This is a genomic window from Sphingomonas sp. PAMC26645 (assembly GCF_004795835.1).
GTDB lineage: Bacteria > Pseudomonadota > Alphaproteobacteria > Sphingomonadales > Sphingomonadaceae > Sphingomonas.
The window spans coordinates 3840538-3862610 of sequence record NZ_CP039249.1 but is presented as its reverse complement, the minus strand read 5'-3'; the positions used below and the strand labels follow the sequence as shown (position 1 = coordinate 3862610).

The following is a 22073-nucleotide window of genomic DNA, read 5'->3' as shown; positions in this document are numbered from 1 at the left end:
CACGAGGAGTTTCGGATGTTTCTCCTTTATCTGATTGCGTCAGATCAACCCTTGCGCGCGCAGGCTGACATGGCCGCCGGTGCCCATCACGATATGGTCGTGCACGGTGATGCCGAGCCGTTTGCCCGCCTCCGCGATCGTCCGCGTGATATCGATGTCGGCGCGGCTGGGGGAGGGGTCCCCGCTCGGGTGATTGTGGACGAGGATGATCGACGCCGAGCCTAGGTCGATCGCGCGGCGGATGACTTCGCGGACGTAAACCGCGGCTTGGTCGATCGAGCCCTTGCTCATCACCTCGTCGCGAATCAGCATGTTCTTGGTGTTGAGGTGCAACACGCGGAAGCGCTCGATCGCGTGGTGCGCCATGTCCGCGCGGAGATAGTCGAGCAGCGCCTGCCAGTTGGCGAGCACGGGGCGGTCGCTGACGTGCGACTGTAGCAGGCGGATCGCGGCAGCGTGCGCGATCTTGATCGCCGCGGTCGAGATTTCGCCCATGCCCTTCACCCGGCCGAGCGCCTCGGCATCCGCGGTCAGCACGCCACCGATCCCGCCGAACTCGCGCATCAGCGCCTTGGCGAGCGCCTTGGTATCGCCGCGCGGGATGGCGATCGCGAGAAGGTATTCGATGAGTTCATGGTCGAGCAGCGCATCGCTGCCGCCTTCGAACAGGCGTTTGCGGAGGCGACCACGATGGCCCTTCAGATCGTCCCCCCGGACGTCAGCGTCTTCGTCCGGATCGGCCATTTTGTGATGCTAGCACATCCCTGGGCAATTGCATGACGCCCTCGCTACCGCCTATGCAAGGGCTTGGAGAGTGGCGGAGTGCGTGGGTGACCGAGACGAGCGAGAACGGGGCCGGCCCCGGTGCCAACCCTCGCCGTTCTACGACTGCCCGCCGTGTTGCACTGGTGGTTGCGCTACTCCTAATCGCTGGACTGGTCGTGCTGTGGCTGGTGCGGAAGCCGGTCGCCGAGGGGTTTATCGACCGTGAACTTGCCAAGGTTGGCGTGCCAGTGCGGTACGACATCACCGACCTCGCACTGGGTTGGCAGCGACTGAGCAACGTCGTGATCGGCGATCCGGCGCATCCCGATCTCGTGGCGGACTGGGTCGAGACGCGGACCGGCGTCGGGTTGTCGGGGCCGTATCTGGAGGGCGTGCGCGCGGGGAAGGTCCGGCTGCGCGGGCGGCTGGTGGACGGGAAAGTCTCGCTCGGCGCGATCGATAAGCTGTTGCCGGCGCCGTCGGGGAAGCCGTTCGCGTTGCCCGCGCTCGACGTCTCGGTCGCCGACGGGCGGATGCGGCTGGAGACTCCGCAGGGGATCGTCGGACTGAAGGTCGCTGGCTCCGGCAAGCTCGACGACGGGTTCCGCGGGTCGCTGGCGGCGATCAGCGAACGTCTGGATGTCGGCGGGTGCGTGATCGATCGCCTCGCGGCGACGGTGAAGTTGCGGATCGATGCGGCGAAACCGACGATCACGGGGCCGGTACGCGTGTCGCGACTGGCCTGCGGTACGACACAGGTGGAGCGGATCGTAGCCGATCTGGACGTCGGGCTCTCCGCCGCGCTCGATCGCTGGCGGGGCAAGGCGACGCTCGGGACTGGCGCAGCACGGACGCCGGGTGCGACTTTGGCCGGGGTCGGGGGCACGATCGACTTCACCGGCACCGCGGCAGCGACCGGCGGCAAGGCGGACATCGCCGCTGATACCGTTCGCACCACCGAGGGCGGCGCGCGGCGGGTTTCGTTCGCGGGCACCTACCGGATCAGCCAGCAGATCGCGTTCGACGGGCGCGTCCAGGCAAGCGGGGCTGCCGTGGCGCAGAAGCGACTCGCGGGGCTGGCGGGAATCGGCGGTGCAGCCGCGGGGACGCCCGTAGCGCCGTTGGTGGCCGCGGTAACACAGGCGGTCCAGAAGGCCGGCCACGGATTTGCCGCGGACGCCGACCTTCGCGTGCGGATCGACGGCGGGCGCGGCAAGGCCGTGCTGTCGCGTCTGGCGCTCGCTTCCGCCAGCGGTGCGCGCGTGGCGCTTGGCGGCGGGAGCGGGGTCGCGTTCGGCTGGCCGAACGGCGGCGTCCGGCTCGACACGGTCCTCGCGATGCGCGGCGGCGGCTTGCCCGAGGCCCGCGTGTCGTTGGCGCAGGCGAAACCAGGCGCGACGATCCGCGGCGTCGCCACCATGGCGCCCTATGCGGCGGGGGATGCGCGGCTTGCCCTCACCCCCGTCACCTTCAGCGCGACGCCGGGCGGAGCAACGTCGATTACGACGCGCGTCACGCTTGGGGGACCGATCGGTGCGGGCGGTCCCGCCAACCGGGTCGAAGGGCTGTCGATCCCAGTCGCGGCGCTGTGGAACGGTCGTGCGCGCCTGGTCGTCAATACTGGTTGCACACCGCTGGCCGTGCAGCGTCTTGCGATCTCCGGCCTCGTGCTCGATCCGGCGCGGCTAACCTTGTGCCCGGTTGATGGCGCGCTGGTGCAGCTCCACGGCGCGCGGGTCAGCGGCGGCGCGAAGATCGCCGCGGCAAAACTGGGTGGGCGACTCGGCACCACCCCGATCACGCTCGCGACTGCGGGAGCGACCGTGCGGCTGGCGGATCGCGGCTTTGCGATCGACGGCGTGCAGACCCGGATCGGCGCGCCCGAACGCGTCACGCGACTCGATTTCGCCACCGTCACGGGCCGCATGACCGGGCAGGGCGTGGCGGGTGCGTTCACGGGTGGCTCGGGGCAGATCGCCAACGTGCCGCTGCTGCTCGGCGAGGCGGCCGGCGACTGGACGCTCGTCAATGGCGCACTCAACCTCACCGGTGCGATGGGGGTATCCGATGCCGCACCAACGCCGCGGTTCAAGCCGCTCGCCGCACGCACCGTGGCTCTCGCGCTCGTCAACGGCACGATTACTGCGGCGGGCACGCTGTTCGAACCGACCACCAACACCAAGGTCGCCGACGTCACGCTGACCCACGCGCTAGGTGCCGGCGCAGGCAAGGCCGACCTCAAGGTTCCCGCGATCGCGTTCGCCAAGGACAAGCTGCAACCCGACGCGCTTACTCCGCTGACCTTCGGCGTGATCGCCGACGTCAACGGATCGGTCAGCGGCGAGGGGCATATCGCCTGGAACCCCGACGGCGTGACCAGCACGGGCGTATTCCGCACCGCCGGCACCGATCTCGCCGCCGCATTTGGCCCCGTCACGGGAATCGCCACCGAGATTCGCTTCACCGACCTGCTCAACCTCCAGAGCGCACCCGGACAGGTGGCGACGATCCGCACGCTCAACCCCGGCATCCCGGTCAGCGACGGCACGATCCGCTACCAGACGCTGCCCGGCGCGCGCGTGCAGGTCGAGGGCGGGCGGTGGCCGTTCGCGGGTGGATCGCTGACGCTCGACCCGACGCTGCTCGATTTCTCCGCGCAGTCCGAGCGGCGGATGACGTTCCACGTCGCCAACATGGCGGCCGACCAGTTCTTGCAACAGTTCGATTTCAAGAACCTCGACGCGACCGGCATCTTCGACGGCGTGTTGCCGATGATCTTCGACGAAACGGGCGGCAGGATCGAAGGTGGCGATCTGCAGGTGCGCAAAGGCGGCGGCACGCTCGCCTATGTCGGCGATCTCAGCCAGAAGGACCTCGGCATGTGGGCGAACATCGCGTTCCAGGCGCTGAAGTCGCTGCGGTATCAGTCGTTGCGGGTCGGCATGAACGGGCCGCTCGCGGGCGAGATGGTCACCGACGTGCGCTTTGCCGGGATCAGCCAGGGTGAGGGGGCGAAGTCGAACTTCATCGTCCGCCGCCTGCAAAAGCTGCCGTTCGTGTTCAATATCCGGATCAAGGCGCCGTTCCGCGGGCTGCTCGATTCGGCGCAGAGCTTCTACGATCCGAAGCGGCTGATCCAGCGCAACCTACCGGCGTTGCTGCAACAGCAGGCCGCGCCGCCGCCCAACCCAACGCCCAAACTTCCAACCATTCAGCCTCCCGCAAGCAGGATCGTGCCATGACCGAAACAGGATTGAAGAAGCTGGAGCAAAGGCCGATCTTGCGTAGGATGACGAGGACGATCGCGATTATCGGGCTGACGGCGGCCTTGCCGGGCTGCATCAACGTGTCGGCGCCCGACAAGCCGATCGAGATCAACCTCAACATCAACGTCACGCAGGAAGTGGTCTATCGTCTCGATGGCGAGGCGAAATCGTTGATCCAGCAGAATCCGGGGATATTTTAAGATGAAGACCAAGGTCCTTATGATGGTTGCCGCAGCGGCGGCTCTCGGTGGCCTGTCTGTCGCGGCAACCGCGCAGCGCGATCCGGCCTATGCCGCCGCGCGTGCCGGGGGCGAGGTCGGCGAGCAGCCCGACGGCTATCTCGGCCTGGTCGGCGCGGCGAGCGGTGATCTGCGTGCGCTGGTCAACAACATCAATATCCAGCGCAAGTCGGCGTACACGGCAAAGGCGCAGGCGAGCGGCGCGACGGTCGAGCAACTCGCCTTCACGAGCGGCTGCAACCTGATCATGCAGACCAACCCCGGCGAGAAGTACAAGACGCCGAACGGTGTCTGGAAGACCCGCACCGCCGGTGCCCCCGAACGCGATTCGCGCTGCGTTTGAGCTGAAGTGCCCCCCCTCCCTGACAAGGGAGGGGTTGGGGGTGGGTAGGCTGCTTGGGGTTCGTAACGCCAGCCAACCGGCCAACCCACCCCCGGCCCCTCCCTTCCAGGGAGGGGGGAAGAAGTAGGGTTGGCCCAGACCTCATCCGCCCCATTAATGACGCCCGTGTCACACCGGTTGACTTGCACCCCCCCCTTTTCTAAACGGACCGCGCCTTGGCGGGATCGCTCGTCGCTGCTTGCTTCCTCCCCGATGCGTAATCAGGTGGAGGAACGTGCGTGGCGGAGATCGAACCCGGACAGGACCCCCAGGGTGTTGAAGATCCGCGACTTTCCGCGCTCGATGAGCGATTGCGAGAGGCGCAGCATCGGGAAACGCTCGCAAAGGGGCAGAAGGGGGCGGATGCCGAGCGGGGGTACTCGCAAGGCAATCGCGTCATTTCCGCTCTCATCGGGAGTCTCGTCGGCAGTGCGCTGATCGGGTGGTTGATAGACCGCTGGTTCGGCACTGGCCCTTGGGGGCTGATCGTGTTGCTGTTCCTCGGGATAGCGGTCGCGTTCAGGCAGATCATTCGAATTTCAGGCGAACGCCCGGAGTAACCGGGCGTTTGTCGTATCAAGACGGCAGGGATTCCACGTGGCGGCAGAACAGGGCGGCAAGATCGATCCGATGCACCAGTTCCTGATCGAGCCGGCGTTCGGCTCGCACTGGATGGTCGGTGGCTATGACCTGTCGTTCACCAATTCCGCATTGTGGATGGTGGTGACGCTGGTCGCACTTTGGGCGTTCATGATCGGTGGCATGAAGCGCGAGCTCGTGCCCGGTCGCTGGCAGATGGCGGTCGAGGGCTTCACCGGCTTCATCTCGGGCATGCTCGAGCAGAATGTCGGCCCTGGCGGCAAGCGCTTCGTGCCCTATGTCTTCTCGCTGTTCATGTTCATCCTGTTCGCGAACATCATCGGCTTGCTCCCGTTCGGCATCGTCCCCGGCGTGCACCCGTTCACCGTGACCAGCCACATGACCGTCACCGGCGTGCTGGCACTGATCAGCTTCGCGATCGTGCTGCTCGTCGGCTTCGGCAAGCACGGCTTCCACTTCTTCTCGCTGTTCGTGCCGAGCGGCACGCCCGCACTGATGATCCCGCTGATCTTCGTGGTCGAGCTGATGTCGTTCCTGGTGCGTCCGTTCTCGCTCGGTCTGCGACTGTTCGTCGCGATGACCGCGGGGCATATCCTGCTCAAGGTGCTGGCCGCGTTCGTGATCAACGGCCTGAACCTCGGCGGGATGTATATCGGCCTGGTGAGCGCGCCGAGCATGCTGCTGATGATCGGCATCACGCTGCTCGAACTGCTGGTCGCCGCGATCCAGGCATACGTGTTCGCGTTGCTGACGTCGGTCTATCTGAACGACGCGGTCAATCTTCACTAAGTGGGCGAACCTTCACTAAGTTTTCCATTACCTAACTAATTTTCAAAGGGAATTTACCATGGACGCACAAGCAGCAAAGATGATCGGTGCCGGCCTCGCAGCGATCGGCATGGGCCTCGCAGCACTCGGCGTGGGCAACGTGTTCGCACAGTTCCTCGCCGGCGCTCTCCGTAATCCGGGCGCAGCCGACAGCCAGCAGGGCCGTCTGTTCATCGGTTTCGCAGCAGCCGAGCTTCTCGGTCTGCTCGCCTTCGTCACGATGATCATTCTCGTGTTCGTCGCCTAACCACTCGCTGAATTGGCCGGGCGACCGCGCCCGGCCGTTTCACGAAGGACCGACATGCCCCAGATTTCCCAGATAGCCGCTACCTACGCCTCGCAGATCTTCTGGCTGCTCATCACCTTCGGCATCCTGTATTTCGGGATCGGCAAGGGAATGGTGCCAAAGATCGTGTCCAACGTGGACTCGCGCGAAGGCCGAATCGCGGGCGATCTGGCGGCAGCTGTCGCTGCCCGTACGCAGGCCGATACGGTCCAGGCGAACTGGCAGGCCGAAATGGACGCGGCCCGCGTCGCGGCGCAGGCCGAGACCGCGGCAGCAGCCAAGCGCGCGGCAACCGCGTTCGAGCAGCAGGTCCACGCGGCCGACGCCGAACTCGCCGAACGTCTGGGTCATCACGATCTGGCGGTCGCGAACGCTAAGGCCGAGGCACTCTCGAACTTGCAGGGTGTCGCCGCCGAAGCAGCACAGCAATTGGCCGCCAAGGTAGCCGGCCTCCAGGTCAGCCTGGACGCGGCGACCGACGCGGTACGCAGGACGACGGCGCATGGCTAATCCAGATTCGGCCGCAAAGGTCATCCACGGCGAGGGCATGGCGCCCGAAGGTGCGATCGACAACCAGGGCCTTCAGGGGCACACGACAGCGCCCGGTGGCGTCGAGCATGTCGCCGACCCCGTTGATCACTTTCTGGGCCTGACTTCGACCGGCTGGGTCGCGGTGGCGATGATCGTCGTCATCCTGCTGATGATCTGGAAGAAGGTTCCAGGCATGATCGGCAAGATGCTCGACACGCGTATCGCCGGCATCCGCACGCAGCTCGACGAAGCCAAGGCGCTCCGTGCCGAAGCCGAGGCGATCCGCACCGAGTACGAGGCGAAGGCGAAGACCGCGCACGTCGAAGCCGAAGCTATGAAGGCTCACGCACACCACGAAGCCGCGGCGATCATCGCCAAGGCCAAGGCTGGTGCCGATGACCTCATGACTCGTCGCGCGAAGATGGCCGAGGACAAAATCGCCGCGGCCGAACGCGCCGCGATCGCCGAAGTCCGCGCGCGCGCTGCCGATGCCGCGGCGAAGGCTGCTGGTATCCTGATCGCCGAGCATCACGACGCAGCCGCCGACCGCATGATGGTCGACCGCTCGATCTCCGGTCTCAGCCGCCTAAACTGATCCTGCTCCTCTCCCCTCGGGGAGAGGGAGGGGCCCGCTGCGAAGCAGTGGGAAGGTGAGGGCACGTCCCTCCCGCGACTCATCACTATTGACGGCCGTCTCTTCCCGGGTTTCCGGCGGCCGAGTCTCCAATCTGAGCCCGTTGGAGAACACCTATGTCCTGGCTCATCCTCGCCGTCGCCGTCGTCACCGAAATTTGCTGGGCGCTCAGCCTGAAATGGGCGGCCACCCTTGCTACGTGGCAGGCCTCCAGCGTCCCGATCGTCCTCAGCTTCGTCAACATGGGCCTGCTCGCGCTCGCCATGCGCGGCCTCCCCGCCGGCACTGCCTATGCGATCTGGACCGGCGCGGGCGCGATCGGCGTCATCATCGGCGGCGTCATCCTGTTCGGCGACAAGGTCAGCGGCATCCAGGCCTGCTTCATGGCCCTGACCGTGGTGGGCATCGTCGGCACCAAGGTCTTCGCCCAAACCTAACCGCTTCTCTCGGCCCGCAGGGCTTTGAAGATTGATTCACGCGAAGGCGCAAAGGCGCGAAGAGAAGGAAGATTGGTTCGCGCAGAGGCGCAGAGAGCGCGGAGGAGTTGCGCTCTGGACTGATGTTCGGATTGCTAAGAGGATCTTGAGCCTTCGGCGATCAGAGAACCGACTCTAAATCCGATCGACCCTTCTCTCAGCGTCCTCTGCGCCTCTGCGCGAAAACGACCTTCTCTTCGCGCCATTGCGCCTTCGCGTGAAAATCACTTCTCCAGCGCCATGGGCGATCGCTGGCATAACCCCCTCGCACTCCCTAGATTCAGCAACGATGTCCTCCCCCAATTCCCCCGACCGGTTCAACGAAGACAAGTCCACATTCGCCGTTCGCGGCGGCGGTGAGGCGCCCGATCTCGCGGCAGGCGTAGCGGCGATCAGAAACGTGCTCGATACGCTGCCGATCCGCCCCGGCGTATACCGCATGCAGGATGCGCGAGGCGACGTGCTCTACGTCGGCAAGGCGCGCGCGCTACGGAATCGCGTCGCGAATTACGTCCAGGTCGAGCGCCTCACCAAACGCCTCCAGCGGATGGTGTCGCAGACCCGGTCGATGACGATCGTCACGACCAATAACGAAGCTGAGGCGCTGCTGCTCGAATCGCAGCTCATCAAGCGCTACCGCCCCGCGTACAACGTGCTGTTGCGCGACGATAAGAGCTTCCCCTTCATCCTTCTGCGCGACGACCACGCCTTCCCGCGCGTCCAGAAACACCGTGGCGCGCGCCGCGCGAAGGGCAATTACTACGGCCCGTTCGCCAGCGCCGGATCGGTCAACAACACGCTCAATGCGCTCCAGAAGCTCTTCCTCCTGCGCAGCTGCACCGACAGCTTCTTCAAGACCCGCGACCGGCCGTGTCTGCTGTACCAGATCAAGCGCTGCTCGGCGCCGTGCGTGGGACGGATCGACGAGGCCGCGTACCGGGAACTGACCGAGGATGCGAAGGCGTTCCTCGGCGGCAAATCGACCGGCGTGCAGGCGAAGCTCGGCGCGCAGATGCAGGCCGCCGCCGAGAACATGGACTTCGAACTCGCCGCACTCCTCCGCGACAGACTCCGCGCGCTCACCTTCATCCAGGGCACGCAGGCGATCAATGCGGAGGGCGTGGGCGACGCCGACATCTTTGCGATGGCGTGCAAGGACGGCCTCATCGGCATCCAGGCGTTCTTCATCCGCGGCGGCCAGAACTGGGGGCATCGCAGCTTCTTCCCGCAGCACACCAACGACGTTCCCGAGGACGAGGTGCTGACCAGCTTCCTCGGCCAGTTCTACGAGGAGGTCCCGCCGCCCAAGCAGATCCTGCTCGACCGCGAACTGACGGAAGGTGCACTGCTGGCCGAGGCACTAGGCGAACGCGCCGGCTACAAGATCGCGTTGCAGGTTCCGCAGCGGGGCGACCGCCGTCGCCTGATGGACCAGGCCAAGCGCAACGCGATCGAGGCGATCGAACGGCGCCAAGCCGAATCGACTACGCAGGCCAAGCTGCTGCGCGAAGTCGCCGAGCTGTTCGACCTCGCCGAGCCCCCCGAACGCATCGAGATCTACGACAACAGCCACATCCAAGGCACCGCCGCGACCGGCGCGATGGTCGTCGCCGGCCCCGAGGGCTTCCGCAAGGGTCAGTATCGAAAGTTCAACATCAAGAACAAGGATACCGCGCCGGGCGACGATTTCGCGATGATGCGCGAGGTATTCACGCGGCGGTTCTCGCGCGCGCAGGCCGAGGATCCCGATCGCGATTCGGGCGACTGGCCGGATCTCGTCCTGATCGACGGCGGCAAGGGCCAGCTCAACACGGTCAAGGCCGCCCTCGAGGAGATCGGCGTCGAGGACGTGTGCCTGGTCGGGATCGCTAAGGGCCCCGAACACGGCCGCGATGGCCGCGAGGTGTTCCACATGCTCGACGGCCGCGAGTTCCAGCTTCCGGTCAATGCGCCGGTCCTGTTCTATCTCCAGCGCCTGCGCGACGAGGTCCACCGGTTCGCGATCGGCGTCCACCGCGACAAGCGCAGCAAGGCGATCGGCGCGAGCCCGCTCGACGAAGTCCCCGGCATTGGCCCCGCACGCAAGAAGGCGTTGCTGATGCACTTCGGCACCGGTCGCGCGGTGCGCAACGCGAGCTTGCAGGACCTGCAACAGGCGCCGGGCGTGTCGGCTGGGGTGGCGCAACAGGTGTACGACTTCTATCATTCACGGTAGCGGCATGGACTTGGCCGCCGATCGAGAACGCACAGATCGCCGTGCGGGCCTGAAGACGATGACGTCCCGGATCGGGAAAAAATTATAACCCAAATCAAGTTGATTTGTATAAAATCACAACGCCATTTTCACTACTGATTGTTACATACTAATCCGTGACTACGCCTGTCTTCCTGACCATCGATACCGAGTTCGCGTGGCGCCACCATGCTGCCGGTCTGGATTGCGACGCGATCTATGCGCGATCGCTGGAACCGGCCGGGGTAGGGCTGGGCTATCAACTGGCGGAGCTCTCCCGGCACAATCTGAAGGCGTGTTTCTTCGTCGACCCGATGCCCGCGATCACGTTCGGACCGGCGCCGATCCGTCGGATGATCGATACGATCCTTGAGGCCGGGCAGGAGGTCCAGCTCCACCTCCACCCCAACTGGACCAGTGCGCGGGCGGGCGATCGCGGCGTCGCGCACGACCGGTTCCAACTTTACATGTACAGCCTCGTCGAGCAGACGGACCTGCTCGTTCGCGCGACGGAATTGCTGGTCGAAGCCGGCGCGCCGCACCCGATCGCGTTTCGCGCGGGGAGCTATGCCGCGAACGACGACACGCTGACCGCGCTCGGAGGCCTGGGCTTTGCCTATGACAGCAGCCACAACGGGTCGGAGGCGCCGCACACCAGCCGCATCTCGCTCCCCGCGCGCCAGATTGCCCCGGTCCGGTGCGCGAACGGCGCCGGCATCACCGAAGTCCCGGTGACGGTGATCGAGGACCTGCGCGGTCGGATCCGCACGTTTCAGCTCTGCGCCTTGTCGGCGGGCGAAAGCTACGACGCGCTCGAACATGCGGCGGTGTCGCATCATGCCGCGGTGACGATCGTCAGCCACGGCTTCGAGCTCGCCAACCGCCGCGGCACACGGGCCAATGCGGTCCATGTCCGCCGCTTCCAGGCATTGTGCACGATGCTCGCGGAGATGCGCGACGTGTTGCCGACCACGCATTTCACCGATCGCCCGGTGCTCGAACTCGGCCGTGACGACGTCCCACTCGGCCCCGACCCGGTACGCACGCGCTGGCGACAGGCCGAACAGCTGTGGTCGAACTGGATCTCGGAACGCCCTCGGTCGCGGCGCACCTGATACGCGCGCCCCTCAAGTGCGAACTAGGTATGACGCCGCCGATCGCTCTTGGCTCGGGTGATGCGTTGAGGAGTTGCGTCCGGCCGAACGAGGCTCGATGAACACCCATGCATCTCCGCGCCTCCGCCATCGTCGTCGCCGTTCGCCAGCATGGCGAGCATGGCGCGATCGTGCGTGCGCTGACCCGAAACGACGGCGTCCAGCCCGGCTACGTCCGTGGCGGGCGGTCGCGCGCGATGCGGCCGGTGCTCCTGCAGGCGAACGTGATCCAGGGCGAGTGGCGCGCGCGGACCGGCGAGCAGCTCGCCTCGTTGACCGCCGAGCTGATCCACAGCCGCGCGACGCTGCACGGCGAGCCGCTCGCCGCCGGTGCGCTCGAATGGGCGACTGCGCTGGCCGCCGCCGCTCTTCCCGAGGCGCAGCCCTATCCGCAGATTCACGACGCGCTCGACGGCGTGCTGGGTGCGATCGAGAGCGCGCCATCTGCGCGTGGCTGGGCGGCGGCACTGGTTCGGTACGAATTACTGGTGTTGGCGGAACTGGGGTTCGGTCTCGATCTCGACCGCTGCGTCGCGACCGGGGCGGAGGACGATCTCGGCTTCGTGTCGCCCAAGAGCGGCGCAGCCGTCTCGCGTGGGGCGGCGTTCGGGTATGAAGGCAAGCTCCTGCGATTACCCGACTTCCTGCTGGCAGGCGGTGAAGCGGCATGGCCGGACATCTTCGACGGCCTGCGGTTGACTGGCCATTTCCTCGCTCGCGACATCCTCGTCGACCGTCGCGCCGATCCGTTGGCGGCGCGCGACCGGCTGGTCGATCGCCTCAAAAGGGCGGTTGCGTGAGCGCGCACCGCCCGGCAAGGGGCCGCGCAGGAGAAACGCACATGCCCTTGATCGCGATACTGGCCGGCGACGGCATCGGACCCGAAGTCACGGCGGAGGCCCGTCGCGTGCTCGATACGCTCGGCCTCGACCTGACCTATGAGGAAGGCCTCGTCGGCGGTGCCGCGTACAAGGCGGTCGGCCATCCGCTGCCGCCCGAGACGCTCGACCTCGCCCGCCGTGCCGATGCGATCCTGTTCGGTGCAGTCGGCGATCCCGATTGCGATGCGCTCGAACGCCAGTTTCGCCCCGAACAGGCCATTCTCGGCCTGCGCAAGGACCTCGGCCTGTTCGCGAACCTGCGCCCGGCCAAGCTGTTCGCCGGCCTGGAGGATGCCTCCGCACTCCGCCCCGAGATCGCCCGGTCGATCGACATGGTCATCGTCCGCGAACTGACCGGCGACGTGTATTTCGGCGCGAAGGGTATCCGCACCACCGCCGACGGTCTGCGCGAAGGCCATGACGAGATGCGCTACGACGAGACCGAGATCGCCCGCATCGCCCGCGTCGGATTCGAGACCGCACGCACCCGCAAGGGCAAGCTGCTCTCGGTAGACAAGGCCAACGTCCTCGAAACCTCGCAGCTGTGGCGCGACGTCGTGATCGAGGTGTCGGCCGACTATCCCGACGTCGAACTCAGCCACATGTACGTCGACAACGCGGCGATGCAGTTGGTGCGCAACCCCGGCCAGTTCGACGTGATCGTCACCGGCAACCTCTTCGGCGACATCCTCTCGGACGAGGCATCGATGTGCGCCGGATCGATCGGCATGCTGCCGTCCGCGGCGCTCAACGGCTCGAACAAGGGCATGTACGAGCCGATCCACGGCAGCGCGCCCGACATCGCAGGGCAGGGCAAGGCCAACCCCTGCGCGGCGATCCTGTCCGCCGCGATGATGCTGCGCCACTCACTCGACCTCCCAGAAGCGGCGGATCGGATCGAAGCGGCCGTCGCTGCCGCGATTCTCGGCAACGCCCGCACGCCCGATCTCGGCGGCACGCTATCTACCCGCGACATGGGCGATGCAGTGCGGGCTAACCTCGTTTGACCGCCCAGTGATCGGTGACCTGCTGCAACTCGCGGTCGTCATCCCGACGTTCAATGAGAAGGCCAATGTCGCGACGTTGATCGCCAAGCTCGACCAGGCACTGGTCGGGCTGAACTGGGAGGCGATCTTCGTCGACGACGACAGTCCCGACGGCACCGCGGACGCCGCACGCGCGATCGCCCGGCTCGACAAGCGCGTCCGCGTGATCCAGCGGATCGGCCGGCGCGGGCTGTCGTCGGCCTGCATCGAGGGGATGTGCGCCACCGCCGCGCCGGTCGTCGCGGTGATCGACGGCGATCTCCAGCATGACGAGACATTGCTGCCGGCGATGCTCGATCTATTGAAGGACGGCGAGACCGACGTGGTGATCGGTTCGCGTTTCGTCAGCGGTGGCGGCACCGGCGAGTGGGACAGCGACCGCGTCGCCAAGTCGGCGCTCGCCACAAAGCTGTCGCGCCGCGTGCTAAAATGCGATCTCAACGATCCGATGAGCGGTTTCTTCATGATCCGCACCGACATCGTCCGCCACCTCTCGCCGTCGCTGTCGGCGATCGGCTTCAAGATCCTGCTCGACCTGCTCACCGCCTCGCCGACGCCGCTGCGCTTCGTCGAGGTGCCGTACACCTTCCGCTGCCGGACCGAGGGCGAGAGCAAGCTCGATCACGTCGTCGCGATGGAATATCTGATCGCGATCTACGACCGGATGTTCGGGCGCGTCGTGCCGGTGCGGTTCGCGATGTTCTCGGCGATCGGGGTGCTCGGCGTCGGTATCCACATGGCGGTGCTGACCGCGTTGTTCGTCGGGTTCGGCACGCACTTCCTGGTCGGCGAGATCGTCGCGACGCTGGCGGCGCTGACGTTCAACTTCTTCCTCAACAACGCGCTGACGTATCGTGATCGGCGGTTGAAGGGGTGGCGGCAATTGGTCGACGGCTGGGTGTCGTTCGCGGTGATCTGCTCGGTCGGCGCGGTCGCCAACGTCGGCATCGCCGCGTTCTTGTACGAGATGAGGGACGGGGCCTGGGCGGCCTCGGCACTGATCGGCGTGCTGGTCGGCGCGGTCTGGAACTACGCGCTGTCCTCGAAATTCACCTGGGGCCGGTACTAATCTTCTCGCTCCCCTCCCTGAAAGGGAGGGGCTGGGGGTGGGTAGGCCAGCTTAAGTCGCAATCGTTCCACGATCCGGAACCCGACCCACCCCCAACCCCTCCCTTCCAGGGAGGGGAGAATGACGCCCCCCGTAACAGGGGCATACACCCGCAAGGCTTGTCCCCGGGGTTGTCATCGCGGCTCCCCCCCGGCAAAGCGGCGCGCATGAAGCGCAAGACCGGCCAGGATCGTTCGATCACTCAGAATTGGCGTCCCGCGACGCGCGCCATCCGCGGCGGCACCGCCCGCAGCGAATATGGCGAGACGTCGGAGGCGTTGTTCCTCACCTCGGGCTATTGCTACGACAAGGCGGGCGACGCCGCGGCGCGCTTTGCCGGCGAGCAGGAGGGGATGACCTATTCCCGCCTGCAGAACCCGACCGTGCAGATGCTCGAAGAGCGGATCGCGCTGCTGGAAGGCGCCGAGGCGTGCCGGACGATGGCGACCGGCATGGCGGCGATGACCGCGTCGCTGCTGTGCCAGCTCCAGACCGGCGACCATCTCGTCGGCGGGCGTGCGGCGTTCGGCTCGTGCCGCTGGCTGACCGACACGCTGTTGCCGAAGTTCGGCATCGCCACGACGATCGTCGACGCGCGCGATCCGCAGGCGTTCCTCGACGCGGTCCGCCCCGAGACGAAGGTGTTCTTCTTCGAGACGCCCGCCAACCCGACGATGGACATCGCCGACCTCAAGGCGATCTGCGACATCGCGCGCGAACGTGGCATCACGACGGTGGTCGACAATGCGTTCGCGACGCCGGCCCTGCAGCGGCCGATGGAGTTCGGCGCGGACGTGACGGCCTACAGCGCGACCAAGATGATGGACGGGCAGGGACGCGTGCTCGCCGGCGCGGTTTGTGGCACCGAGGATTTCATCACCAACACGCTGCTGCCGTTCACGCGCAACACCGGCCCGACGCTGTCACCGTTCAACGCGTGGGTGGTGCTCAAGGGCCTCGAGACGCTCGACCTGCGCATCCACCGCCAGTCCGAAAACGCGATGAAGGTCGGCGAATTCCTCGAAGGCCGAGTGCCCCGCGTGCTGCATCCCTTTCTGCCGAGCCATCCGCAGCACGAACTGGCCAAGCGCCAGATGGACGCCTGCGGACCGATCTTCGCGTTCGAGGTCGAGGGGCGCGAACAGGCACACGCGTTGCTCGACGCGCTGGAGCTGGTCGACATCTCGAACAACATCGGCGACTCGCGCTCGCTGATGACGCATCCCGCCTCGACCACGCACGCGAGCGTCTCGCCCGAGAAACAGATCGAGATGGGCGTCACCGAGGGACTGTTGCGGATCAACGTCGGGCTCGAGGATGCACAGGACGTGATCGACGACCTCGATCAGGCCCTGAGGCAGGCGGGCCTGTGAAGGCCCTGTTCCCCAACGCGGCGACGACCGATGGGGTGACCGTGCGCGTGTCGGTCAGCTATCTGCCCGAACAGTCCGAGCCTGAACGTGGCCGCTGGTTCTGGGCGTATCACATCCGCCTCGAAAACGAGGGCACCGAGACCGTCCAGCTGCTCACTCGCCACTGGGTGATCACCGACGGCCGCGGTGCGCGTCACTCGGTCGAGGGTGAAGGCGTGGTCGGCGAACAGCCGGTGATCGAACCGGGCGCGAGCTTCGATTACGTCTCGGGCTGCCCGCTCGCGACCCCATCGGGTGCGATGCAGGGGAGCTACCAGATGGTCCGCGAAGACGGCGCCGTCTTCGCGGTCGAGATCCCCCGCTTCTCGCTGTTCGCCCCCGCGGTGCTGAATTGAAGCGCACGCATCTCCCGCTCAACGGCCTGCGCGTGCTCGACGCGGCGGCGCGGCATCTGTCGTTCACGCGTGCTGCGGACGAGCTTGCGGTGACACCGGCGGCGGTCGGGCAGCAGATCCGCGCGCTGGAGGATACGCTCGGCGTCGTGCTGTTCCGCCGCACCACGCGCGGGCTCGAACTGACGCCTGAGGCGGAAGCGGGTCTAGGCGCGCTCCGTGGCGGGTTCCTCCAGTTCGAGGAAGCCGTGCGCGCGATGCAGGCCGGGCAGTCGTCGAAATCGCTGACGATCGCCGCGCCTCGCGACCTGACCGAAAAGTGGCTGATGCCGCGGCTTGCGCAGATCGCCGAGGCCGACCCCGAACTGCGCTTCGTGCTGATCACCGCCGACGAGAATGTCGACTTCACCGAAGCCAATCTCGACCTTGCGATCCGCTGGGGTGATGGCCCGGGCGAGCATGAGGGCGAGGCCCTCGAATCCGAAGGCATGGTGACGATCGCCAAGCCCGGTACGGATAGCGAGGCCGCGATCGCATGGTCCGGAGAAGACGGCGTCGCGCTGGTCCGCGTCACCGATGCTGGTCTCGCGATCGACGCAGCAGCGGCGGGTCTTGGTCGCGCAACCGTGCCCGAACTGCTCGCGCGCCGCGATCTCGCGCAGGCGCGTGTGCGTCTGATCGGCGAGTCGCAGCCGTCGAAGGGTGGCTATTGGCTAGTCGCTCCCCTCCCGCAGTGGCGCCAGAAAAAAGTCCGCGCGCTTGTGGATGCCCTGACCGCGTGAGGCAACCCGGACGCAGGCCACGGCGCGCTGGCGTATCGCCGGTGCTGAAGACGCGGCGGCTGCGGTTGCGGCCGCTCGTCGAGGGTGACGCGACCGCGTTGCACCCGATGCTCGCCGATGCAGAGCTGATGGCCTATTCCGCCGACGGTCCGTTAGGCTCCGTCGACGACGTCCGCACCTATCTCGCCGAGGAAGCGGCGCCGGGTAATCAGCGCACCTGGGCGATCACTCGCACCGGTGACGATCGCGCGATCGGCTGGGTCTCGGGGAGCGAGGCCGATGGGGCAGGGGTGACGGAAATTGGCTTCATCCTTGCGCGTGAGGCCTGGGGGCGGGGAATTGCGCGCGAGGCGGTCTCGGCAGTGATCGATCGGCTTTTCGCGGAGGGTCGCAAGCGCGTGTTCGCCGATGCGGATACCGAGAATACCGCGTCGATCCTGTTGTTGGAGCGCCTGGGTTTCCGGCGCGAGCGGTTGTTGCGCGACGAATGGGAAACGCATCTGGGGTTGCGCGACAGCCTGATCTACGGGCTGTGCGCGGATAGCTGGCAGGCGGCTGGGCGCGCTTAGCCGCCGCCAAGATCCCTACAAACAACACCCCCCGGCGAAGGCCGGGGCCCAATTGGGGGACGCTGATAACGAAGGATATCGCTTCGTTATATCCACCTTTCCAATTGGGCCCCGGCCTTCGCCGGGGGGGTAATGATCGCGGAGGTGGTACGCTTACCGCGCCGCCAGTAACGCCAGCGCCCGCCCCATCAGCCCGGCGAATCGAACCTCGTTCACGCCGTCGTCCGCCCGGTGCCAGTTCCCGGTCGCCGCATACCAGCGTCCGTCCTTCGCCTGGACGAGGTAGTTCAAGGTCAGCACCCCGGGCTCACCGCCACCCTTGAATCCGACATATCGAAACCGCGCCGCAATCGCCGGATCGAGGCCGGCGTTGACGGCGAGGATCGCCCGCGTCGTAGCATCCGCTGCGCGCAACCGATCCAGCACCCCCGCCATCGCCGCCGGACTCGCAAACCATTCGACGCTGTCGATCGCAACCGGCTTCCCGGCGAACACGGTCGGGTCGAGCTTGGCGGTGGCAATCGTCGCCGCATTGGCGACGAGCAAACTGCGTCGCGCCTCCACCGAACCCGCTGCCCATGCCGCGGTCAGCGCCTTGTCGGACTTGAGTGCGAACATCTCGCGGGTGGTCATCACCGGGGCGGCGCCGCCTGCGCTGACCGCCAGCGCGTCGACCTTGTCGCGGCCGAGCGTCGTCATCAGCGTGTCCGTCGCGGTGTTGTCGCTGATCGAGATCATCAGCGTGGCGAGCGTCTGGAGCGTCAGCGGGGACTGCGCCGGCCAGGTCTGCAGGATGCCGGACGGGAGGGACGGACGGCCTAAGGTTACGATAAGGTTCCACTGCCGATCACCTTGCGCGACCTGCCGCGCGAGCTCGGCGAGGACCCAGAGCTTGAACGCCGAGCCGAGCGGAGCGGCTCGATCGACGTTATATCCATGCAATAACAATGGCTTGTCATCGCCGAGCGCATATAGTCCGAACCCGCTAGCCCCTGGCAGCGCGCGGAACTCCGCCTCGACCTTGGCGAGGCTATCGTCGCGCGCGCCCGTGCCGGTAATCAGCAGCCCGGTCGCGGCATGCGGCGCCTCGGGGGCGATCACCAGCCGAACGCTAGCCGTCCCGCGCGCATAGCCGACGACCAGATCGGCTGACCACGCCGACGTCGCCGTCAGCGAATCGATCTTCTGCGGCACGCCCAGCGTCGCCTTCAGTTGCTCGATAATCGCCGAGAACTGCGCCTTCGGCACCTTCTCCCGGAAGCTCGCCGCGAAATACGCGTCATACGCGCCGCGCCCGTCAAGGATCGCGATCAGCGCATCCGCCTTCGCCCGCAACGCCGGGTCCGCCACCGCGCCCTGCGCCACCGCACCGACCGGCAGCAAGGCCACCGCCAACGCCACCAGCCAGAGCGCGAGCCTGTGCATCAGTTCTTCAGCTTCCAACCGCTCTTCAGCAACCGGTAGCAGAGCGTCGCCAGCACCAGATCGATCACTAGGATCACGATCCCGCCGATCATTACCGGCGAGTCGGCGATCCCGAGGAACCCGTAGCGAAAGCCCGAGATGATGTAGAAGAAAGGGTTCGCATGGCTGAACGCGCGGAACGCGGGCGCCAGCTTGTCGACCGAGTAGAACGTCCCCGACAACAGCGACAGCGGCGCGATCACGAAGTTGGTGACTGCCGCGGCATGATCGAACTTGTCCGCCCAGATCGACGTCAGCACCCCCAGCAGCGCGAGGAACGTCGCGCCCAGCAACCCGAACCAGACGATCGCGAGCGGCGCATGCGGGGTCACGTGCACACCCGGGTACAGCGCCATCGCCGCCCACACCACGATCCCGACGATCACTGCGCGAGTCACGGCGCCGGCGACCAGCGCGCCCAGCAGTTCACCCGTCGACAAGGGCGGCTGGAGGTAATCGACGATCGTCCCCTGCATCTTGCCGACGAGCAGCGAGAAGCTCGCATTGGCGAACGCCGGGCCCATCATGCCCTGCGCGATGATCAGGCCCGGCGCGATGAAATCGGCGAACGCGACGATCTGGCCATCGACCGGAACCGGGCTCTTTGCGCCCGTCGCGATCGTGAATACGATCAGAAACAGCAGCGTCGTTATCGCCGGCGCCCACACCGTCTGAAGCTGCACCTTGAAGAACCGTCGCACCTCCTTGATATAGAGGGTTCGCAATCCCTCCCAGTTCACGCTCTTTATGACGGGAACGCCGGGGGCGGAATGCACCGCCGAATGGATTTCACCGATTGGGGGCTGGCTGCTCATAGGCGTTGCGGGTAATCGCTGCCGCTGCCGCCCGCAACCCGGCTGAGCAAGACTAAGGAACGAACATGTCCTGGACCGACGAGCGCATCGCGACGCTCAAGACGATGTGGGAGGCCGGCCAGACCGCCAGCCAGATCGCCGAAGCACTGGGTGGCGTCAGCCGCAACGCCGTCATCGGCAAGGCCCACCGCCTCGAGCTACAGGCGCGCCCGTCGCCGGTGAAGCCGAACGATCCCGAGGCGAAGGCGGCGGCTGCGGCCGAGGCAACGGCGTCGGCAGTCGCGGCGTCGCCCGAGTCTGTCGCGGCACCGGAGCCGGTCGAGGTCGAGGCTCCCAAGCCCGCCCCGGTCGCACCGTCCGTCGTCGCAGCCGCCAAGCCCGCGGCAACGGTCGAGCCGGAGCCGGCCGCCGAAGAGCCTGAGGACGACGAGGAGGATGAGGACGAGGCTGCTCCGGCCGTCGCCGCGCCCGTCCGTGCGCCGCAGCCGATCCTGCGCTCGGTCGGCCCAGGCGGCTTCCTCCGCCAGGCACCCGGCGAGCAGCAGCCGCCTAGCACGCCGGCCCCGCCGCGTCGTCTCGTGCCGGCCAAGCCGTCGGCCGAGATGGCGAACAAGACGAGCCTGCTCGAACTCAACGACCGCATCTGCAAATGGCCGCTCGGCCATCCCGGCGAACCCGACTTTCACTTCTGCGGCAAGGCGGTGAACCCCGGCTTCCCGTATTGCGTCGATCATTGCGGCCATGCGTACCAGGCGCAGCTCCCGCGCCGCGATCGTCGTCCCACGCCGCCGCTGCCGTTTGGTGGTCCGCGACCAAGATAACATTCTAATTTGATGGCAAACGGCTCTTCCAAGAGGTGCCACCCCGGCGAAGGCCGGGGCCCAATTGGGAAGGTCGCGGTAACTGAGCGCCGCCCGCGTTTAGCAACGTTGCCCAACTGGGCCCCGGCCTCCGCCGGGGTGGGGCACATGGAGGGGGTGGCACCCTTCCTTGTTCTCCCGCGAAGGCGGGAGCCCAGACTGGGTCCCCGCCTTCGCGGGGAAACAAGCTTGCGGCTGGCAACTGGCTATCGAATGGCGGATGCTACAGCTAGCAACGAAAAGGCCGCTTCCTCGTCTGAGGAAGCGGCCTTTTCTATATCAGCTAGTCATGGGCAAAGCCCATGTCGTCGGTCGCGGTGAACCGCGCCGGCCGGGCTTGGGCGAGTCCGCTGCCAGCGTGGCAGCGGCCGCCCTGCGCCTTAGAACCTAAACGCCACCGTGCCGCGCAGGCTGTGCCAGCGGAAGTTGTCATCCGAGCGCTTGAACGCCGTCCCCGCCGTGTTCGGCGCGAGCACGAACGGATTGTTCGCCGGCTGCGTGCCGCGCGTCACGAGAACGCGGGCGTCGTCGTCCTGATACTGGTGAAACATATATTCCATGCCGACCGAGATGTTCTTGCCGAGCTTCTGCTCGATGCCACCGCCGCCGGTGATGCCGAACTGGTTCTTCTTGCCGCTCTGCGCATAGGCATTGGCGGTGTTGCTCGAATAGAAATCGCGGTTGATGCGTGCATAGCCTGCACCGAACGTGCCGTAGAACAGCGTCGTGTTGACCGCATAGCCGGCGCGGCCGCGGATCGAGGCCTCCCAGGCGAGGTCGCGCGTCATCGTGTAGAAGGCGGGCGTGGTCGAGAAGGCGGTGACGCTGTCGCGGATGTTCGACTTGCCGAACTCGCCGACGACGCCGACGACGATGTTGCCACGCTGCTGGTCGATGCCGACGCGGGCGTAATAGGCGGTGTTGTCCTTGTCGTTGCGGCAGCCACGACCACCGACGGCAGGAGCGGTGCTGCTTCGTGCGGCGCCGTTGCAGAAGCCCGGCGAGAACGCGTTGGCGCCGGCAGCGGTCGTGACGGCGTCACCGAAGCGGCCATCGAGGTTGCGATCGAACAGGATCGACGAACCTTCGTCGTTCGGCTGCACGTCATAGCCACCGGCCGCACCGAAATAGATGCCGCTGAACGGTGCGTCTTCGGTGATCTCCTGCGCCGCGACAGGCATCGCGGCAAAACCCAGCGTAGCGGCGCCAGCAAGCGCCAGCATCATCGTCTTAGTCATATTCACTCCCGGAAACTTCATGACAGGTTTTTCATAAACGGCCGGTTCCGCGAAAGTTATCCCCCCAAAGCAACAATCTATATCAATGTGACTTTTGCATCACAGGGAGAACAAACAGAGCCTGTGGCTTTGTCCGACGCCTGCGGCTACG

23 protein-coding genes are annotated in these 22073 nt (G+C 66.4%); 19 read left to right on the top strand and 4 right to left on the bottom strand.

The genetic code is table 11. The features are described 5' to 3' along the window. Positions 1-39: 39 nt before the first annotated feature. On the bottom strand, positions 40-744 hold the full coding sequence (radC, locus tag E5673_RS17625; protein WP_107961467.1) for a DNA repair protein RadC: 705 nt from the start codon (positions 742-744) through the stop codon (positions 40-42). Between the two features lie 86 nt (positions 745-830). On the opposite strand from radC, the gene E5673_RS17620 reads away from it, so the two are divergent. The 18 genes from E5673_RS17620 to E5673_RS17535 all read left to right on the top strand — a co-directional run bounded on the left by E5673_RS17620 (position 831) and on the right by E5673_RS17535 (position 17545). Then, positions 831-4007, top strand: a complete 3177-nt coding sequence (locus E5673_RS17620; RefSeq protein WP_247599456.1) for a YdbH domain-containing protein — start codon at positions 831-833, stop codon at positions 4005-4007. Positions 4008-4054: 47 nt separating this feature from the next. Beyond that, complete coding sequence (locus E5673_RS17615) at positions 4055-4231, top strand: YnbE family lipoprotein (RefSeq protein WP_082444354.1); 177 nt, start codon at positions 4055-4057, stop codon at positions 4229-4231. A gap of 1 nt (position 4232) precedes the next feature. Continuing rightward, positions 4233-4613, top strand: a complete 381-nt coding sequence (locus E5673_RS17610) for a YdbL family protein (protein WP_093399745.1) — start codon at positions 4233-4235, stop codon at positions 4611-4613. Between the two features lie 278 nt (positions 4614-4891). After that, positions 4892-5212, top strand: coding sequence for an AtpZ/AtpI family protein (locus tag E5673_RS17605; RefSeq protein ID WP_136191002.1), 321 nt, complete (start codon positions 4892-4894; stop codon positions 5210-5212). A gap of 70 nt (positions 5213-5282) precedes the next feature. After that, positions 5283-6041, top strand: a complete 759-nt coding sequence (locus tag E5673_RS17600) for a F0F1 ATP synthase subunit A (RefSeq protein ID WP_136191602.1) — start codon at positions 5283-5285, stop codon at positions 6039-6041. A gap of 58 nt (positions 6042-6099) precedes the next feature. Further along, positions 6100-6327 (top strand): F0F1 ATP synthase subunit C, encoded by a 228-nt coding sequence (locus E5673_RS17595; RefSeq protein ID WP_055873230.1) that lies wholly within the window; start codon positions 6100-6102, stop codon positions 6325-6327. Positions 6328-6381: 54 nt separating this feature from the next. After that, positions 6382-6876 carry an ATPase gene (locus E5673_RS17590; protein ID WP_136191001.1) on the top strand — a complete coding sequence of 165 codons (495 nt, stop codon included), beginning with the start codon at positions 6382-6384 and terminating at the stop codon, positions 6874-6876. After that, complete coding sequence (locus E5673_RS17585) at positions 6869-7492, top strand: hypothetical protein (protein WP_136191000.1); 624 nt, start codon at positions 6869-6871, stop codon at positions 7490-7492. Before E5673_RS17590 ends, E5673_RS17585 begins: the two co-directional genes overlap by 8 nt. A gap of 155 nt (positions 7493-7647) precedes the next feature. Then, a complete protein-coding gene (locus E5673_RS17580; protein ID WP_136190999.1) occupies positions 7648-7968 on the top strand; it encodes an SMR family transporter in 321 nt (106 codons plus the stop codon). 328 nt (positions 7969-8296) lie between these two features. After that, entirely contained in the window at positions 8297-10222 is a 1926-nt protein-coding gene (gene uvrC, locus E5673_RS17575) for an excinuclease ABC subunit UvrC (RefSeq protein ID WP_136190998.1), read from the top strand. Between the two features lie 155 nt (positions 10223-10377). Further along, positions 10378-11355 (top strand): polysaccharide deacetylase, encoded by a 978-nt coding sequence (locus tag E5673_RS17570; RefSeq protein WP_136190997.1) that lies wholly within the window; start codon positions 10378-10380, stop codon positions 11353-11355. Between the two features lie 107 nt (positions 11356-11462). Then, positions 11463-12194: a DNA repair protein RecO gene (recO, locus tag E5673_RS17565; RefSeq protein ID WP_136190996.1), complete on the top strand. Its 732-nt coding sequence runs from the start codon at positions 11463-11465 to the stop codon at positions 12192-12194. A 41-nt stretch (positions 12195-12235) separates the two neighbouring features. Continuing rightward, positions 12236-13282, top strand: a complete 1047-nt coding sequence (gene leuB, locus E5673_RS17560; RefSeq protein ID WP_136190995.1) for a 3-isopropylmalate dehydrogenase — start codon at positions 12236-12238, stop codon at positions 13280-13282. A 10-nt stretch (positions 13283-13292) separates the two neighbouring features. Then, positions 13293-14390, top strand: coding sequence for a glycosyltransferase family 2 protein (locus E5673_RS17555; RefSeq protein ID WP_136191601.1), 1098 nt, complete (start codon positions 13293-13295; stop codon positions 14388-14390). Between the two features lie 206 nt (positions 14391-14596). Continuing rightward, positions 14597-15802 carry an aminotransferase class I/II-fold pyridoxal phosphate-dependent enzyme gene (locus E5673_RS17550; RefSeq protein WP_136190994.1) on the top strand — a complete coding sequence of 402 codons (1206 nt, stop codon included), beginning with the start codon at positions 14597-14599 and terminating at the stop codon, positions 15800-15802. Then, a complete protein-coding gene (gene apaG / locus E5673_RS17545) occupies positions 15799-16197 on the top strand; it encodes a Co2+/Mg2+ efflux protein ApaG (RefSeq protein ID WP_056488567.1) in 399 nt (132 codons plus the stop codon). Before E5673_RS17550 ends, apaG begins: the two co-directional genes overlap by 4 nt. Continuing rightward, positions 16194-16976 carry a LysR family transcriptional regulator gene (locus E5673_RS17540; protein ID WP_056055436.1) on the top strand — a complete coding sequence of 261 codons (783 nt, stop codon included), beginning with the start codon at positions 16194-16196 and terminating at the stop codon, positions 16974-16976. Before apaG ends, E5673_RS17540 begins: the two co-directional genes overlap by 4 nt. Then, positions 16973-17545, top strand: coding sequence for a GNAT family N-acetyltransferase (locus tag E5673_RS17535; RefSeq protein ID WP_136190993.1), 573 nt, complete (start codon positions 16973-16975; stop codon positions 17543-17545). Before E5673_RS17540 ends, E5673_RS17535 begins: the two co-directional genes overlap by 4 nt. 153 nt (positions 17546-17698) lie before the next feature. Here E5673_RS17535 and E5673_RS17530 read toward each other — a convergent pair whose 3' ends face one another. Together E5673_RS17530 and E5673_RS17525 are read right to left on the bottom strand one after the other, a co-directional pair. Next, positions 17699-18970: a serine hydrolase gene (locus tag E5673_RS17530; protein WP_136190992.1), complete on the bottom strand. Its 1272-nt coding sequence runs from the start codon at positions 18968-18970 to the stop codon at positions 17699-17701. Continuing rightward, entirely contained in the window at positions 18970-19824 is an 855-nt protein-coding gene (locus tag E5673_RS17525; RefSeq protein ID WP_136190991.1) for an ABC transporter permease, read from the bottom strand. The genes E5673_RS17530 and E5673_RS17525 overlap by 1 nt, the downstream gene beginning before the upstream one ends. A gap of 65 nt (positions 19825-19889) precedes the next feature. Here E5673_RS17525 and E5673_RS17520 point away from each other — a divergent pair, with 65 nt between their 5' ends. Then, positions 19890-20645, top strand: a complete 756-nt coding sequence (locus E5673_RS17520) for a GcrA family cell cycle regulator (protein ID WP_136190990.1) — start codon at positions 19890-19892, stop codon at positions 20643-20645. Between the two features lie 419 nt (positions 20646-21064). On the opposite strand, the gene E5673_RS17515 is transcribed toward E5673_RS17520, so the two are convergent. After that, entirely contained in the window at positions 21065-21922 is an 858-nt protein-coding gene (locus tag E5673_RS17515) for an outer membrane beta-barrel protein (protein WP_136190989.1), read from the bottom strand. Between the last annotated feature and the right edge of the window lie 151 nt (positions 21923-22073).